This is a genomic window from Nitrosospira sp. TNL300 (assembly GCF_055385915.1).
In genome coordinates this window covers 146,520-162,731 of sequence record NZ_AP041005.1, presented here as the reverse complement: position 1 = coordinate 162,731, position 16,212 = coordinate 146,520, and the positions used below count along the sequence as shown (strand labels likewise).

At 54.6% G+C, this 16,212-nt stretch carries 14 protein-coding genes and 1 tRNA gene; 3 read left to right on the top strand and 12 right to left on the bottom strand.

Going from position 1 to position 16,212, the window contains the following annotated elements:
* Window positions 1–344: 344 nt before the first annotated feature.
* Window positions 345–1,481: a PEP-CTERM sorting domain-containing protein gene (locus tag ACZ5BW_RS00770; RefSeq protein WP_464541555.1), complete on the bottom strand. Its 1,137-nt coding sequence runs from the start codon at window positions 1,479–1,481 to the stop codon at window positions 345–347.
* 1,064 nt (window positions 1,482–2,545) lie between these two features.
* Here ACZ5BW_RS00770 and ACZ5BW_RS00765 point away from each other — a divergent pair.
* From ACZ5BW_RS00765 to ACZ5BW_RS00755, 3 genes are all read left to right on the top strand, one after another.
* Window positions 2,546–3,664 (top strand): PEP-CTERM sorting domain-containing protein, encoded by a 1,119-nt coding sequence (locus tag ACZ5BW_RS00765; RefSeq protein ID WP_464541552.1) that lies wholly within the window; start codon window positions 2,546–2,548, stop codon window positions 3,662–3,664.
* A gap of 562 nt (window positions 3,665–4,226) precedes the next feature.
* Window positions 4,227–4,844, top strand: a complete 618-nt coding sequence (locus ACZ5BW_RS00760) for a hypothetical protein (RefSeq protein ID WP_464541550.1) — start codon at window positions 4,227–4,229, stop codon at window positions 4,842–4,844.
* 11 nt (window positions 4,845–4,855) lie between these two features.
* Complete coding sequence (locus ACZ5BW_RS00755) at window positions 4,856–5,932, top strand: helix-turn-helix domain-containing protein (RefSeq protein ID WP_464541548.1); 1,077 nt, start codon at window positions 4,856–4,858, stop codon at window positions 5,930–5,932.
* Between the two features lie 74 nt (window positions 5,933–6,006).
* On the opposite strand, the gene ACZ5BW_RS00750 is transcribed toward ACZ5BW_RS00755, so the two are convergent.
* The 11 genes from ACZ5BW_RS00750 to murU all read right to left on the bottom strand — a co-directional run bounded on the left by ACZ5BW_RS00750 (window position 6,007) and on the right by murU (window position 16,209).
* Complete coding sequence (locus ACZ5BW_RS00750) at window positions 6,007–6,372, bottom strand: phage major capsid protein (protein WP_464543743.1); 366 nt, start codon at window positions 6,370–6,372, stop codon at window positions 6,007–6,009.
* 61 nt (window positions 6,373–6,433) lie between these two features.
* Window positions 6,434–6,509, bottom strand: a tRNA-Ala gene (locus ACZ5BW_RS00745).
* An 84-nt stretch (window positions 6,510–6,593) separates the two neighbouring features.
* Window positions 6,594–7,493, bottom strand: a complete 900-nt coding sequence (gene hemF / locus ACZ5BW_RS00740; RefSeq protein WP_464541545.1) for an oxygen-dependent coproporphyrinogen oxidase — start codon at window positions 7,491–7,493, stop codon at window positions 6,594–6,596.
* A 57-nt stretch (window positions 7,494–7,550) separates the two neighbouring features.
* Window positions 7,551–8,867 (bottom strand): phosphoribosylamine--glycine ligase, encoded by a 1,317-nt coding sequence (gene purD, locus ACZ5BW_RS00735; RefSeq protein WP_464541543.1) that lies wholly within the window; start codon window positions 8,865–8,867, stop codon window positions 7,551–7,553.
* 201 nt (window positions 8,868–9,068) lie between these two features.
* Window positions 9,069–10,643, bottom strand: a complete 1,575-nt coding sequence (gene purH, locus ACZ5BW_RS00730; protein ID WP_464541541.1) for a bifunctional phosphoribosylaminoimidazolecarboxamide formyltransferase/IMP cyclohydrolase — start codon at window positions 10,641–10,643, stop codon at window positions 9,069–9,071.
* Between the two features lie 109 nt (window positions 10,644–10,752).
* Entirely contained in the window at window positions 10,753–10,995 is a 243-nt protein-coding gene (locus ACZ5BW_RS00725; protein WP_074975286.1) for a helix-turn-helix domain-containing protein, read from the bottom strand.
* Entirely contained in the window at window positions 10,992–12,005 is a 1,014-nt protein-coding gene (gene dusB, locus ACZ5BW_RS00720; RefSeq protein ID WP_464541538.1) for a tRNA dihydrouridine synthase DusB, read from the bottom strand. The genes ACZ5BW_RS00725 and dusB overlap by 4 nt, the downstream gene beginning before the upstream one ends.
* Window positions 12,006–12,330: 325 nt before the next feature.
* Window positions 12,331–13,635 (bottom strand): FAD-dependent monooxygenase, encoded by a 1,305-nt coding sequence (locus tag ACZ5BW_RS00715; protein ID WP_464541536.1) that lies wholly within the window; start codon window positions 13,633–13,635, stop codon window positions 12,331–12,333.
* Between the two features lie 75 nt (window positions 13,636–13,710).
* Window positions 13,711–14,055 carry a hypothetical protein gene (locus tag ACZ5BW_RS00710; protein WP_464541534.1) on the bottom strand — a complete coding sequence of 115 codons (345 nt, stop codon included), beginning with the start codon at window positions 14,053–14,055 and terminating at the stop codon, window positions 13,711–13,713.
* Window positions 14,055–15,377 carry a Xaa-Pro aminopeptidase gene (gene pepP, locus ACZ5BW_RS00705; RefSeq protein WP_464541532.1) on the bottom strand — a complete coding sequence of 441 codons (1,323 nt, stop codon included), beginning with the start codon at window positions 15,375–15,377 and terminating at the stop codon, window positions 14,055–14,057. The genes ACZ5BW_RS00710 and pepP overlap by 1 nt, the downstream gene beginning before the upstream one ends.
* Window positions 15,378–15,501: 124 nt before the next feature.
* Window positions 15,502–16,209: an N-acetylmuramate alpha-1-phosphate uridylyltransferase MurU gene (gene murU, locus ACZ5BW_RS00700; protein ID WP_464543742.1), complete on the bottom strand. Its 708-nt coding sequence runs from the start codon at window positions 16,207–16,209 to the stop codon at window positions 15,502–15,504.
* Between the last annotated feature and the right edge of the window lie 3 nt (window positions 16,210–16,212).

Here is a 16,212-nt window from a genome sequence, read left to right as displayed (position 1 = left end):
GTCTATCGAACAAATGCGCAAAACCCGCGTCAATAGCCAAAGTATAAAAACATCAAGGGCAATATGCCCCCAATTGTGCCCCCATCCGTGATTCCCTTCCCACGAAAACGAATTATTCGAGTTGCTAACACTTGCGCGAGAATACGGAAGCGGAACCCATGTTTAAAAAAGGTTTGCTAGATTTTTAACACAGCTCGCAATACCGGCACAGGGGAAAGGCGCGGAAGTACCTTTGCATTTCCTATTCCTCGATCCAAGCAACAGGTCCCGCTACAGCCTGTCGGGAGTTATTTGGCCGGAAATTATTTGCCCCCCACAGGTAGGCCCACCTCGGCTAAAGTCACCTAACCCGTTTTTTTTCGCCGGGCCATAAATCCGATCAGGCCCAAACCCGCAAGAAAGAGCGCATATATCTCAGGCTCCGGGATGAGTCCGATGGCAACAACCTGCCCTGAGTTATTAATGTCCCTGGCTTCCGTTAGAAGCACCCCTTCGGGTAGATTAACCAGGGAATTAAGATCCATCATACCCACCCCATTGGGACCGGTGACAAAAGCATGGGTAAATGGGTAAGACCCTCCCGCGGTGAGAGAAAGACCCACCACCTGTCCGGCATCGTTGATGCCGAAAGCAGAGGTACTCCCGCCTAAAGTGCCCAAGTCCCTCATTCCCACCCCATCAGGACCGGTGATAAAGGCATGGTCAACGAGGCTTTCAGCCGTGACAGAGGTACCCACCACCTGCCCGGCCTCGTTGATGGCGGAAGGACTGCTGATAGAACCTCCCAAAGTGCCGAGATCCCTCATACCCATCCCGTCGGGGCCGGTGATGAAAGCATGGGGAGCGTCATTCACTTGATACGAGACCACCACCTGCCCAGCATTGTTGATCCCAAAAGCAATACCGTTACGGTCCGGGTCGTTGAGAGCCCTCATACCCATCCCGTTGGGGCCGGTGATGAAAGCAGGCGATTGCCCTGGAGGCGTCCCAGCACGGCCCACCACCTGCCCGGCATCGTTGATGCCGAAACCTTGGCTGAAACCGCCGTCCAAGGTGCCAAGGTCTCTCATACCCATCCCATCGGGGCCGGTGACGAAAGCACGGGGAACGCCTTCATCCGTTTCAGAGGTACCCGCCACCTGCCCGGCGTCGTTGATGCCATAAGCGAGGCTGAGACCACCGAAAGTGCCAAGGTCTCTCATGCCCATCCCATCGGGGCCGGTGATAAAAGCATGGGTAAATGGGTAAGACCCTCCCGCCGTGTCAGAATAACCCACCACCTGCCCGGCGTCGTTGATGGCGGTAGCAGTGGTGAAAGTACCACCCAAGGTGCCAATATCAGTTACGGTCTTGCTGTTGAGATCAATGAGGTATGAATGTACCGCTTGTTGTGCGGAGGCGCTGGTGGCGAAACCCACACCAGCAGAAAATGCCGCAGCCAGAACAAAGCGACGGATTTTGAAGCCAAGGGTGATTTTCATGATAATCCTTCCCGGTTCTCTCAACAAAAGGTGGGACTGCCAGGCTATCAAAAAGCAATACTCCTGCTTTGAGTGTAGATCAAGGATTTGAATTATCAAGGGGCACGAAATGCAGGATGCTTGTCAGGTCGTCCACCTCGGAGCCTGCAGGCCCTTCCGGGGCTGTAGGGCAAGGGCTTACTGCTCTTCCTGCACCGTGGCCGCCCTGAGGCAATCGGGCAGCCAGCACAAGCCTGAGAGTTCTTCATCCGCCTTGCGGACGAGTTCCGGTTTCTTCAACCCACGCATGAGATCCGCAGATCCGCATTGCCAGCCGATACCCCGTTTCTGTCACCACAGAAGAATCTGATCCCTGGAGACGTGCGACGCGTCATGTACTTGAGAAAAGTGTTTTGCACGATATTTTTCATTTTAAATTCATGCGGTCGACTAGACTGCTGTTTCCTTTTTTTGTAACGGTTTATGAAAGGAAAACGAGCCGACCGGTTTACCCTAAGAGATCGGAGACTTTTTACCGCCCCCCTGGAAAAACCATTTTCTTCAACTGCCCGTGCAAATAAATTACTGCACGACCGGTTTCTGTTCTTGCTCTACAAGGATCAAACGCACCCCACCCCCCTATCAATTTCGCGGATATGCAGGCGAAGGTGCCCGCCCGGTTTACCCGTAGAGGCGCTAGGCTTTTTACTCTCCCCCTTCCTAAGACAAGAATGGGAAGAAGGAATGGGATAGATTGGTAATTCTAGAAAGGTGTACGCTAGGCGGGTCAATCGGTTTTGAAAAAGTACCTCGATTGCTACGCATGGGGGGTCAATCCTTAAACTCATGGAAAAGATTGGTACGCTTGGCGGGTCAATCATCCAATTATTAACCCGCCCGGTGGGGCAGGCCTTATGGCATGCGCATGAGCTGCCTGCAACACGGCACTGTTGTTCGAAAGACGCACATTTTCAGTTATGTCCGCTTAATCGAGCCTCTTTGCCTTGCCCATATTTGTTTACTATTTACTAGTATGAGGTAAAGGGCATTTCCTGACAGACAACTCTTAATTAAGCGCTTGCGCCATGAAAATTATCTTTAGCTTTAAAGGCTCCGGCCTTGTCTTGGCAGCACTCCTAAGCCTTGGAACAGGTTCGTTGTCTCCCGTGTTCGGGCAACAGACAGTTTCGTATCTAATTGACCTCAACAGCAAGGCGATGATCCAGCTAGGACGCCTGGGTGGAAACACTTTCGCTAGTGCCATCAACGATGCCGGACAGGTAGCGGGTAGTTCCTTTCTAGGCAAACCAGCGCCGAATTTTGAGCCCAGTTTGAAGGCTTTTATTACCGGCCCAAATGGCATGGGCATTAGAAACCTTGGCGTGCCGGGGTTCTTTGTCACTGCCTCAGACATCAACGACGCCGGACAGGTAGTAGGAACTTCCCAAGTCGCGCCCGATGCGCCTGATAGTGGTTACATCACCGGCCCGAATGGCATGGGCGTTATGGACCTCAGCACTTTGGGAGATTTTGGCTCGAACACGTCTGCAAACGGTATCAACAGTTCGGGGCAGGTAGTGGGGCAGTCTAGCGTACTTGCTTTCATCACTGGCCCTAACGGCGTCGGTAAGACCAGCCTCGGTACTTTGGGCGGAGGATACAGTCGCGCCATCGCCATCAATGATGCTGGACAGGTAGTGGGTGGGTCAGGTACGGGTTCAGGTGGGGATCATGCTTTTATTACGGGTGCCAATGGGGTGGGAATGACCGACCTCGGTACTCTAGGCGGAACATTCAGTGATGCAAGCGCTATAAATAATGTTGGGCAGGTGGTGGGGCGGTCAGCTACGACTGCCGGCCAGCATCATGCTTTTATCACGGGCCCTAACGGAGCAGGAATGACCGACCTCGGTACTCTGGGCGGTCCTACCAGTGCAGCCGCCGACATCAATGACGAGGGACGGGTAGTAGGCTTCGCCGACACAGCCGAAGGCGTCAGGCATGCATTTATCACGGGCCCTAATGGGGTAGGAATGACCGATCTTAATACGTTTCTGGGTTTCCAATCGGGGGTTATTTCAGGAGTCACCGGCATTAATAACCTGGGGCAGATTGTCGCCATTGCCACGATTCCCGAGCCCTCGTCCTATGCCCTGCTGCTCGCCGGTCTTGGAGTGGTGAGCTTCATGGCAAGGCGCAGGTAGTAAAAGAACCAGGACCGTTCACAGATTAATTAACCGCCCTGTCGGGCTGCCACTTTTAATTTTGGCAAAGGTGGCAACGGCTCGTTTTTCTTCCAAGTACCTCTTGGGCTGCCGGTAGACCGCACGTCCAGCTTTCCCTTGCAATCGTCTATTGCGTAGAACGTCAGCGCGTAGAGCGTTGCCTTGTGTCTGCCGCCTTGCCGTGTCACTTCCAACCAGTCTGCTGCCAACAGTTCTTTCAATGCCTTGTTACAACATCAAGTTCCGGTGGGGGTATTTTTCGCCAAATTATGCCCTCTCTAGGTGCTGGATTCAATAGAGCTTGATGGGACGTGACGGGAGGAAAAACCAATGAAAAAGCCCCCAGTTAGCGGACTTCTAGGACTTCTTAAGACTTGGTGGAACAGTGAAATGGTGGAGACGAGGAGGATCGAACAGGCATCCTCCAGCACGCCCTTGTTCAGATGAGGCTTCTGCCTTTCATCCCATATAAAAAATTGACGGTGTTAATTTTTTATACCATACTGTATGGAAGAAAAAATTAACAAAAGGATGAATTGATATGGAAAATGTTGTAGAGACTCACGTATACCGAGAGCCTTTTGAAATTGAGCGGCGCCTTAAAGAATTGCACTTGACGCTTAAGGGGCTTTTAAAGGTAAGGGGAGTAGCCATTGGGGCAAGCGCTGAAGCAACAGAATTTCATCCACGTAATGCCCCCGGACTTTTGGCTTATCTACATGGCACGTGGGCGCTACGCGACGAGTTTGTCCATAAGGGATGGAAACAGGACTCGACGGATGGAGTTGAGTCAATTCGCTATGACTCCGCCAGGATCAAAGTTATTTTCGCAAACGTCGACATGGCTTGCGATGATGTTTTTCCACCAAAGCCACGTTCGGAAAAGGGAGCAGGTGCTGAACGGGCCTGCTCGGGTAATTTATTTGGAATTTTGCCCATTTACGCACCTCGTCATGGCGACGATTGGGCTACATATTATTTGATGCTTGATGCTGAAGGAGGGGTTGAGCTCTCCCGCCCAGTTATTAAGGACAAAACATTTAGTGCATACGTGGAACGCATTTATCTTGCACCGCCCGGATCCGATGAAGGTCCAGTAACAAGACTTAAGGAGGATGATGCGGCCGTCGATCTTGATCCGGCGGTAGCTCGTAAATAGCAGAGATTACTATGTTCAGTTATAAAAGACTTTGTCTTGCTCGACAACGACGGCGATTTACGGCTAAAGCTCTTGCGGAAGCGACCGGGATTACTGCGGTTACGGTATCTCGGTTAGAAAATGGTGAAAATTTGCCAGAGAGCGTAACTGTTAGCAAGCTTGCGAAAACCCTGAATTACCCCATTGAATTCTTCTATCAGGATGATCCAGAGCCGATAGATACCCGTGCTGTCAGTTTTCGCAGTCTTTCGAAAATGAGCGCAAAAGAACGCGACGCCGCCATTTCTGCGGGAGTTATTGGACTAGAAATTGCCCACTGGATTGAAGAAAGATTTAGCCTGCCAAACCCCGATCTTCTGGACTTAAGTTATGAGACTGATCCGGAAGTCGCCGCAAGATCATTACGGCAATATTGGGGAATAGGAGAAAAGCCCATCGGAAACATGATCCACCTTTTAGAGGCCAAGGGCGTAAGAGTTTTCTCCTTATCTGAAAATACCGTATCTGTAGATGCTTTTTCGTTCTGGAAAGACGATAAACCATTCGTATTTCTAAATAACTTTAAGACAGCGGAACACAGCATTACAGACGCCGCGCATGAGCTTGGCCATCTGGTTCTCCATCGCCACGGAGGAACGTACCCAAGTCGCCCTGCTGAGCGTGAGGCCAATCAATTCGCATCCGCCTTCTTAATGCCACTTAATGACGTAAGAGCAAACGTGCCAAGATTCACGTCAGTATCAACGATTTTAAAGGTGAAAAAGCGCTGGCGTGTATCTGCAATGGCCATGGCTTATCGTCTTCATACGATAGGTCATATTACAGACTGGCAATATAAATCTATCTGCATAGAGTTGGGCCGGCGCGGATTTAGACATGGAGAGCCGGATGGAATTGAGCGAGAAACTTCCGCAGTTTGGAGAAAAGTGCTTACGCAATTATGGTCTGAGCGCACAACCAAAGAAGAGATAGCCGCGAACCTCCGAATTCCCCTAGACGAGCTTGAAAGCGTATTATGGGGTCTTATGGATCCTAATCGTTACCCTGCTCTGGATAAGGCACACGAATCGCTCCATGTCGTGAAATAAAAAGCATTTAAATATTGGAGTAGAGGCGCTCAAAATACTCCATAGTACTTAATGCTGGTTACCGGGTTCGCCAGTCAATTCGGGCCATCAGTTTGAGGCCGTTCTTGCCTCTCGCCTACCCAGGCATAAGCAGTGCCTCCGACACTATGCAGTATGGAATAATCATCCGTTTCAACCTGGATGACCCGGGCGATCTGTCGCATTGGAGAGAGATCGCGTAATGCTTTCGAGATTATGCCATCAATCTGTTTGGGTACCAGATACCCACCGTTCGGATCGTTATCGGTTGACATCGCCTTGGCTTCGAGATTGCGATCCCTGCCCGAACGCAGATAACTTAAGAATGCCTGCTTGTGCTCCCGTGCCTCCGAATCATTGCCGTCGGTAGCATGAGATGCGCCGGAGCGGGCTGCTTTCTTGGCAAACCCGTTTAGAAAGATATGAAAAAGCCCGCATTTAGCGGGCTTATAGCACTTATTAGGACTTCTTAGGATGGTGAGTTGGTGGAGACGAGGAGGATCGAACTCCCGACCTTCGCATTGCGAACGCGACGCTCTCCCAGCTGAGCTACGTCCCCATTAATTGCATATTTTATAACAAACCGTTGCGCCGTAGTATGACGTCGTGGAGCAACAGGAGTTTCAGCATTGAGCTATAACACTTACACCCAGTCCTTCCCGATCAGAAAATCCGTATAGAGCTTATCTTCCGCGCTGCCCGGCGCCGGCTTCCAGTCGTAACGCCATTTCACGATCGGGGGCAGGGACATGAGGATGGATTCGGTACGTCCGCCTGATTGGAGGCCGAACAGGGTTCCCCGGTCCCACACGAGATTGAATTCCACGTAACGGCCACGGCGGTAAGCCTGAAAGTCGCGTTCGCGCTCGCCGTAAGGCATGCTCTTCCGCCGCTCCAGGATCGGGACGTACGCATCCAGGAAGTGATTGCCCACACTCTTCGTCAGGTTGAAGCAGCCATCAAAACCGGGTTTACTCAGGTCATCATAGAAAATGCCGCCAATACCGCGCGGCTCCCTGCGATGCTTGAGGTAGAAATATTCGTCGCACCATTTCTTGAAGCGTGAATGGTAATCGTCGCCGAATGGTTGCAGCGCGTCCTTGCAGGTCTGGTGAAAATGCACTGCGTCTTCTTCAAAGCCGTAATAGGGCGTGAGATCCATGCCGCCGCCGAACCACCATACCGGCTCGGCGCCTTCCTTGCGCGCTTCCAGATAGCGCACATTGAGATGCACGGTAGGAGCATAGGGGTTACGCGGATGCAGCACGAGAGACATTCCCATTGCCTCGAAACCCCTTCCCGCCAGTTCCGGTCTCGCAGCAGTAGCGGAGGCGGGCAGGCCTCCCCCGAACACGTGCGAGTAGTTCACTCCGCCGCGCTCCAGCACATTACCCTCTTCCAGCACGCAGCTCAGGCCCCCGCCCCCTTCCGGTCGCTCCCATTCATCACGGCGGAAGTGCTTGCCATCGACTTTTTCCAGTCCCTCCACGATGCGTTGCTGAAGTCCCGTGAAGAACTCCCGGGCTTGTTGCGCGGTGCTCATGCGATCTCCCATAGACTTGTCTGCTGCTGATTCTTTTTTTCTTTCACCCGTCCACTGCTATTTTCGGTGATTAATGGCCCGATACCCGATATCAGGGCGCATCTGGCAACCCTCGAAATGGATCTGCCCGGCAATCTGGTAGGCACGGCGCTGTGCCATCCTGACGCTATCGCCCAAGGCAGCTACACAGAGAACGCGCCCACCGGCCGTCACGATCTCTTCCCCGTTTTCACCACCCCCTGTGGTACCGGTACCCGCATGGAAAACATGATAGTCCTTTTCCGCTGGTAACATTGCAGGCAAGGTGGTCAGCCCCTGGATGACATCGCCCTTGCGGGGAGAATCGGGATATCCGCTCGCCGCCATAACCACCGCCAGCGCGGTGCGCCGGTCCCACTCGGCCTCTATCTTGTCCAGGTTCCCCGCCAGGGCATGCTCGATGAGGGTGATAAAATTGCTCTTGAGACGCAACAGGATGACCTCGGCTTCCGGATCGCCCATGCGGCAGTTGAACTCCAGCACCTTGATGCCGCCACCAGGCGTAATCATGAGCCCGGCATAAAGAAAACCGGTGTAGCGCTCACCTTCCTTTTCCATTCCGTTTATCGCGGGCTGGATGACTTCCCGCATTATTTTCCCGTGGAGCGTCGGCGTAATCGACGGCGCTGGCGAATAGGCGCCCATGCCGCCGGTGTTGGGCCCCTGGTCGCCTTCCTCCAGGCGCTTGTGATCCTGGCTCGTGGCCAACGGCAAGGTATGACGGCCATCGGTCATGACGATGAAACTGATTTCCTCGCCTTCCACAAATTCTTCGATCACAATCTTCGGTCCTGCCTTGCGTGGCTGCTTTTCGCCCAGCATCTTGTCCACGGCGGCATGCGCTTCTTCCAGCGTCGCCGCCACGACCACGCCTTTGCCTGCCGCCAGCCCGTCCGCTTTTATCACGATGGGAACGCCCTTCTTGTCGACATACCGGTGCGCCTTGGCAGCAGAACTGAAGGTGGCATAGTCTGCGGTAGGAATGCCATGGCGCCCCATGAAAGCCTTGGCGAAATCCTTGGAAGTTTCCAGCTGCGCCGCCTTTTGGGTGGGGCCGAAGATCTTCAGGCCAGCGGAACGGAAGGCATCGACGATACCTTCCGCCAGCGGCGCTTCCGGCCCGACGACGGTAAACGCGACCGATTCCTTTCTGGCGAATTCGATCAAATCCGGGATCGCGGTGATGGGCAGGTTCTTCAGGTCTTTTTCGAGCTCGGTGCCCGCATTGCCGGGAGCGACAAATACGGTCGCGGGAAACCTCTTATGCGAGGACTCGAGCAGCTTCCACGCCAGAGCGTGTTCTCGGGCTCCACTGCCGATTACAAGTAGTTTCATATCTCTTAATTCAGAACTGAAGGTAGCCTTGCAAGTTGACCTGTGCTAACCGCGCCTATCGGTATTGGTTGCGTTGATCGAGGTATTCATGAGGAAAGCAAAAATCAATAACCTGGAAACAAAGAAATCCATATCACCAGGCATTCAACGCACTATAAACGCACTTGGCGGCACTTGCATCGAACAACCTTGCTCCATGCTTCAATGCCTGAAATGACGCACACCGGTAAATACCATCGCCACCCCTTGTTCATCTGCCGCAGCGATAACCTCTTCGTCGCGTACGCTGCCGCCCGGCTGGATCACCGCCACGGCGCCTGCCTGGACGACGACATCCAGTCCGTCGCGGAAAGGGAAGAAGGCATCGGAAGCCACCACTGAGCCTGCCAGGGTGAGTCCAGCGTTCCCGGCTTTGATCGAGGCAATGCGCGCGCTGTCCACCCGGCTCATCTGCCCGGCGCCCACGCCGAGCGTCTGTCCATTGGCACAAAAGACGATTGCGTTCGATTTGACGAATTTCGCCACCCGCCAGGCAAACAGCAGGTCCTGCAATTGCTGCGCCGTCGGCTGGACTTTGGTCACCACCTTCAATTGGTCTCCGGTAACGTTGAGGCTGTCTGGAGTCTGCACCAGCAATCCTCCCCCCACACGTTTGAAGTCGCAGGCGTTGTTCCCCGTTTCAGAGGGTACGTCAAGCGACACGGTCAGCACGCGCACATTGGTTTTAAGCGCGAGCATCTGTCTTGCCTCGTCGGTCACTTGCGGCGCGATGATCACTTCGACAAACTGGCTCATCACCGCTTCGGCAACGGGGGCATCCAGCGTGCGATTGAAAGCGATAATGCCGCCGAATGCGGAAGTGGGATCGGTGGCAAATGCAAGCTTGTAAGCCGCGAGCGGCGAATCGGCGACTGCCACGCCACAAGGATTGGCATGCTTGATGATGACACAGGCTGGAGAATCAAACGTCTTTACGCATTCCCAGGCGGCATCCGCATCCGCGATGTTGTTGTAAGAGAGCTCCTTGCCCTGCAGCTGGCTATAGCTTGCAAGGCTGCCGGGAACGCGTTGCGGGTCACGGTAAAAGGCAGCCTCCTGATGCGGATTTTCCCCGTAGCGCAGAGGCTGCACCAGGCTGAAATTGAGATTCAGGTGTTCCAGAAAGGTACAGCGTTGTGCATTTTCCCCCTCGATGGAGGTGAGATAGTTCCTGATCGCTTCATCATAGGCGGCTGTATGCGAAAACGCCTTGCACGCCAGCCGGAACCGGAACTCAGGCGTGACGGCGCCTCCGGCGGCCTTCATCTCGTCAAGTAACAGGGGATAATCCGCCGGGTCGGTGACTATGGCCACGCTCTGGTAGTTCTTGGCAGCAGCGCGCACCATGGTCGGACCGCCGATGTCGATATTTTCAATGGCCTCTTCCAGGCTGCAATCCGGCCGCGCCACTGTCTGGCTGAAAGGATATAGATTCACCACCACCAGATCGATCAGGGGAATTTCCGCCTTTTCCAGCGCAGACACATGCTCGGGCAAATCCCGTCTTGCCAGAATGCCCCCATGTATTCTGGGGTGCAGGGTTTTGACTCGTCCATCCAGCATCTCCGGGAATCCGGTGTAGTCTCCGACCTCGGTCACGGCAACACCGGCGTCCCTCAGCAGCCTGGCGGTGCCGCCGGTAGACAGGATGGCTACTCCGAGTTTGCGCAGCTCTTGCGCAAACTCGACAACACCGCTTTTATCTGAAACACTGATCAGGGCTTGTTTAATCGACATTCGTATTTTTACTGAATCAGGATCGGGTCTGTGGCGTAGTGCATTACAACATTAACTGGCCCGCTTGCGACTGACCATTCAGGCGGTAACGGCAGCTTTGCCCGATCGTCTATTTGATCTGATACTGCTTCATTTTATTGCGCAGCGTATTGCGGTTGATGCCGAGCAATTCGGCCGCACGGGTTTGATTACCCTCGGCTCGTTCCATGACCAGTTCAATCAAAGGCTTTTCCACGCTGCGTATCACCATTTCGTGAATGGCATGCGGCTTTTCGCCGTCGAGATCGTTAAAGTAATCTTCGACTGTTTTGCGTACGCACCGCGCGATATCGTTTTCGTTGATTATGCTCATGCCACCAACTCCTCAGCCTCGACGTAGGTCAGTCGCCGCCCGTAGCCGGCAAGCTCACTGAAAAAGTCGTTAACCGCAGACAGCTGCTGGTCAGTAGACTGCAGCTGGTTCATGGCATGACGGAAACCGGCAGATCCGATCAGTCCTTTGGTGTACCAGGAAATATGCTTGCGGGCGATACGCACCCCCGAATACTCGCCATAGAAGCTATACAGATCGTGCAAATGTGCGACGAGTACACGGTGAATCTCAGCCACTTCGGGCAGAGGAAGGTGTGAACCGGTAGCGAGATAGTGACTGATCTCGCGAAAGATCCAGGGACGGCCTTGTGCTGCGCGGCCGATCATGACGGCATCCGCTCCCGTATAGTCAAGAACATGTTTTGCTTTTTCCGGTGTCGTAATGTCCCCATTGGCGACAACGGGAATCCGCACCTCAGCCTTTACTGCCGCAATGGTATCGTATTCGGCATGACCGGTATAAGCACAGGCGCGAGTACGTCCATGGATGGCAAGTACCTGGATGCCCGCATTCTCCGCAATACGGGCAATGGAGAGCGCATTCTTGTGCTGGGTGTCCCACCCGGTGCGAATCTTGAGGGTGACAGGTACACTCACCGCGCCTACGACGGCATCCAGGATACGTCCCACCAGCGACGGGTCCTGCAGCAATGCGGAGCCTGCCATGACATTACAAATCTTCTTGGCGGGACAACCCATGTTGATGTCGATGATCTGGGCTCCTTGTGCGACATTGTAGCGCGCAGCTTCCGCCATCATCGCGGGGTCGGCCCCGGCAATCTGCACCGAGATCGGATCCACCTCGCCTTCATGATTGGCGCGGCGCCGTGTCTTCTCCGAGCCCCAGAGGAGCGAATTGCTCGACACCATTTCGGACACAGCCATTCCGGCGCCCATGCTTTTGCACAATTGCCTGAACGGGCGATCAGTCACCCCCGCCATAGGCGCCACGATAAGGTTGTTTTTGAGAATATGAGAACCGATTTTCATGATTCTGAACTGACCCGCCAAAGTGCGATGACGGGCAAGGGATGAGAATGGACGTAATTCTAACAGCTATTGCCGATATTAGAGTAGGGGCTCTGCCCCTTTCGATAAGGCCTCGGGAGCAGAGCCGCCGCGGAAACGAGAGAGTACCAGACGATTTATGGCGAAGCAAATCCATTGCTGGAAAGCGGATTTCGCCATGCATGCGAAGCCTTTTCCGGCGCGTTATCTTGTCAAACCGCTCTGACCCTTATCCGTTTTTGCGATTCACGAATGGGCAGGGGAGACGGTGGAGCAGGCTTGCGCGACCTCAACTTCATCCTCAGGATCAACCTCGCGCGCCAAACATCATGCGCCGCGCAACGAACTTTTTGAGTTGCGGCAGGCAGTCGAGCGCGCTTAACCCCATGCCGCGCATGGCGCCTAAGAAGGGATTGTCGTTGGAAAAGAGTTTCACCAGTGAGTCCGTGAAGGTACGTCCCATGCTGCTGTCCAAGCGGCGCTTGCTGCTGTAGCGGGCAAGCATGGCAGGCGTACCGGTTTCAGCGGGAAAGGCGATGATTTCCTCAGCCAGCTCCCACGCATCGCGCAGCCCCAGGTTGAAGCCCTGCCCGGCAACCGGATGCAGTGTCTGGGCGGCATTGCCAATCAACACGGTACGAGAGGCGGTGACAGGGGTCGCATACTTGAGTGCAAGGGGGAAACCGGACCGCTTGCCGGCTTCAATGAATCTGCCGAGGCGATCGCCGAAATGGCCGTGCAACCGCTCAAGAAAGGCGGCGTCATCCAGCCCAAGAATTTCCTGCGCCGTGTCGGGAGAAACGGTCCATACCAGCGCAAAGCCATCACCCGCAGGCAGTAGTGCAACGGGGCCCTCCGGGGTGAAGCGTTCATAAGCCACACCCGGTTGACTTCCGGGAGCGATCTCCGCAGCCCTTGCCTGCGAAGACTGCATTCCCGGTCTCGTTCGAATTCGGGTAAATGTTTGTTTCGTACCTGATAATTCCGTTCCGGAAACCTGCTCCGCCAAATGCTCCTCAAAATGCTCGGTCTTTACACGCGCAACAATCGCCCATTGCTCGTAGTCATGCACCTGCTGCGTGACGCCTTCGATCTGCGCAGTGAGGCGGCCCCCGTCTGCCACCACCAGCAGCCTGGCTGTTGCCTTTTTTGTTATCCCCCCATGCTCAAATTCCACCCATCCAAACACATCGCCTGTTTCCATATGGGTTACCTGCGCTCCTGTCAGGCAATCCATTTCACACTTTTGGAGAGCCCCGTGCATCGCACGGAACACGTCATCGTAATTCACTACATATCCCAGAGCGGGCACGCCTATTTCGCGGGCCATCATGACGGTCCGTCCGAGCCCGCCCTGGTTGGAGACATGGATGGTGAAGATAGGAGTAACGTCGGGTAGCGCCTTCCAGACACCCAGACGCTGCAGGACAAGCCGGCTGCCCTGGGATAAGGCCAGAGGACGCGGATCTTCCGCTTTTTCCGGCAGCCCGCGCGCCTCCAGCAACAGCATCGACAACCCGCTGTTCCGCAGCGCGAGAGCCAATGCCATGCCCACCGGACCGCCGCCGATGATGATCAGATCGTAGTCATATTGATATTGAGCGTCGACCATGAAAAAGCTGACTTGTGAAGCGGGTTTCTGTTATTGCCCTTAGTTACTACTGGCTGCTACTGCTGCTGCCAGGTACTACTGTCCCTGGCGGCCTTTTGTCTTGTCGACTCGTTCTTCGACAATTTCCGCATCTTCGATGACAACATAATTTCCTTCCGCAGCCTGCCCGGATTTCTGCAACTTGCGTCGCAACCACCATATCCGCAACGCGAGACCACCAGCGGCGACTGCAAATAATGCAAGAAAAGCGGTAAAAAAGAAAATGCCGAGAACCGCCATGACGATAACCGCGGGGACCAGAAACAGATAGGTGAGCAAACGACCGCCACCTCCACCCGCTTTGAAGACGGACTCTTCCGGCGCTCCGGTGCGTCCGTCGCGGGTTATGCGCCTGATAACTATTCGGGGGTTTTCATCCATTATTTAGATTTCCTCCGTCGCATCAGTTCTTCAATCTCATCCACCATCTTTGGAGCAGCTGATGTCAATACTTCACATCCCTCCTCCGTTACGGTGACATCGTCTTCGATACGGATGCCGATATTATGAAAATGGGCGGGTACATCATCCGCAGCACGGATGTAGCACCCTGGCTCCACTGTCAGGGTCATTCCCGGAAGTAAAGCGCGCCATCTTCCATTCTGCTTGTATTCACCGGCGTCATGCACGTCCAACCCCAGCCAATGACCAGTGCGGTGCATATAGAAACGCTTGTAGCCTTCCTTTTCCACGACCTCCTCCAGGCTGCCGCGGCACAGGCCGTATTCAATGAAACCCTGCGAGAGTATGGCAATGGCTGCATTGTGCGGGGCATCCCAGGAATTACCCGGCCTTACCTCGGCTATCGCCGCCGCCTGCGCATATAACACCAGTTCGTACAAATCCTTTTGTGCCGCGCTGAATTTTCCGTTGACTGGAAAGGTACGCGTGATATCGGACGCATAGCCGTCCAGTTCGCAGCCTGCATCGATCAGCAATAATTCGCCCTCATTCAGCCTGTCCTTGTTTTCGACATAATGAAGCACGCATGCGTTCGCTCCGCCGGCAACAATCGGCGTGTAAGCCGGCGCCTGAGCTCCATGGCGACGGAATTCGCGCAACAGCTCCGCCTCCACCTCATATTCCCTCATGCCCGCTCGAGTTTTCCGCATGGCTTGCCGATGCGCATCCGCCGAAATCCGTGCCGCCTGCTCCATGACTTGCAGCTCTTCAGGGCTTTTGAACAAGCGCATCTCATCCAGCAGCCGGCGAATATCGCGAATGTCCTCAGGAGGGGTAAGGCCGCTGCGCACCTGTTGCCGCACTTCATTGATCCATCCCACTACACGCTTGTCCCAGGCTGCGTCGTGACCCAGCGAGTAATAGATTGCCGGTTGTCCCGCAATCAGCTTGGGCAGCCGTTCATCCAGCGTAGAGATGGGATAAGCCTCGTCGAACCCGAACGCTTCCCGGGCCGCTTCGGGGCCATAACGGTACCCATCCCATATCTCTCGCTCGGCGTTTTTCTCGCGGCAAAACAGGATGTGTTTCGATACGCCGTCCACGGGCCCCGCTACGATCACCAGCACCGCCTCCGGCTCGCCAAAACCCGTCAGATAATAGAAATAACTGTCGAAGCGGTAAGGATAATGCGCATCCCGGTTTCGCACGCGCTCAGCGGCAGTGGGGATGATGGCAACGCCTTCCTGCATTTGCCATGCCAGGGAATGGCGACGATCGGCGAAGGATTTAACAGAGGTCATTAGCAATGATTTTTACAGTATCTGAATGTATAAAGCAAAGCAAATCGGCTCATTCTCCCCCCCTCGATCCCGATCCGCCTGATTCCGGAGTGCCGGAGGGTAGCAGGAGGCGGCAGGAGACAGTTCAGGACACCGGCCGCATCAGATCGATGTCGAGCAGGCGAAGACGTTCCGGGGTGCCCACATCCACCCATGATCCGCAGTAGCGTTGTCCGCTCACTTTTTCCCTGGCCATGACCTCCTTCAGCAGTGGAGCGAGTTTGGCCACGGTTCCAGGCACGATATCCTGAAAAAGCTCGGACTGGTATATGCCAATCCCACTGAACGTAAGCCTCTTTTTTCCGGTAACTGTAACCCTGCCGGATTCGAGAGAAAAATCGCCAGCCGGGTGATGCGCAGGATTGTCAACCAGCACCAGGTGCGCAAGCGCGCTATCCGGATGATCCCGCATGCGGCGCAAGATCGGCAGCAAAGTTGAGAAGTCCATGCTGCAATAGATATCGGCATTCACGGCAAGAAAGGGTTGACGCTGCCCTTTGCCAGCACCCGCTCTTAGAACAGGCAGGGCTTGCGCAATTCCACCCGCGGTTTCCAGCGCGGCGGGTTCAGGCGAGTAGTGAATGCGGACCCCGAAGCGCTCGCCATTGCCCAGCGCGGCTTCGATCATCTGTCCAAGATGAGCGTGGTTGATGACAATATCGCGAAACCCGGCTTGTGCGAGATTTTGCAGGTGATATTCGATCAGCGCCTTGCCTCCCACACGCAGCAGGGGTTTGGGCAAAGTATCGGTCAGGGGACGCATGCGTTCTCCGCGCCCAGCCGCAAGGATCATGGC

Coding starts and splice junctions, on each gene's coding strand:
- ACZ5BW_RS00770 (WP_464541555.1), bottom strand. CDS start 1,481: ATGAAAATCACCCTTGGCTTCAAAATCCGTCGCTTTGTTCTGGCTGCG.
- ACZ5BW_RS00765 (WP_464541552.1), top strand. CDS start 2,546: ATGAAAATTATCTTTAGCTTTAAAGGCTCCGGCCTTGTCTTGGCAGCA.
- ACZ5BW_RS00760 (WP_464541550.1), top strand. CDS start 4,227: ATGGAAAATGTTGTAGAGACTCACGTATACCGAGAGCCTTTTGAAATT.
- ACZ5BW_RS00755 (WP_464541548.1), top strand. CDS start 4,856: ATGTTCAGTTATAAAAGACTTTGTCTTGCTCGACAACGACGGCGATTT.
- hemF (WP_464541545.1), bottom strand. CDS start 7,493: ATGAGCACCGCGCAACAAGCCCGGGAGTTCTTCACGGGACTTCAGCAA.
- purD (WP_464541543.1), bottom strand. CDS start 8,867: ATGAAACTACTTGTAATCGGCAGTGGAGCCCGAGAACACGCTCTGGCG.
- purH (WP_464541541.1), bottom strand. CDS start 10,643: ATGTCGATTAAACAAGCCCTGATCAGTGTTTCAGATAAAAGCGGTGTT.
- ACZ5BW_RS00725 (WP_074975286.1), bottom strand. CDS start 10,995: ATGAGCATAATCAACGAAAACGATATCGCGCGGTGCGTACGCAAAACA.
- dusB (WP_464541538.1), bottom strand. CDS start 12,005: ATGAAAATCGGTTCTCATATTCTCAAAAACAACCTTATCGTGGCGCCT.
- ACZ5BW_RS00715 (WP_464541536.1), bottom strand. CDS start 13,635: ATGGTCGACGCTCAATATCAATATGACTACGATCTGATCATCATCGGC.
- ACZ5BW_RS00710 (WP_464541534.1), bottom strand. CDS start 14,055: ATGGATGAAAACCCCCGAATAGTTATCAGGCGCATAACCCGCGACGGA.
- pepP (WP_464541532.1), bottom strand. CDS start 15,377: ATGACCTCTGTTAAATCCTTCGCCGATCGTCGCCATTCCCTGGCATGG.
- murU (WP_464543742.1), bottom strand. CDS start 16,209: ATGATCCTTGCGGCTGGGCGCGGAGAACGCATGCGTCCCCTGACCGAT.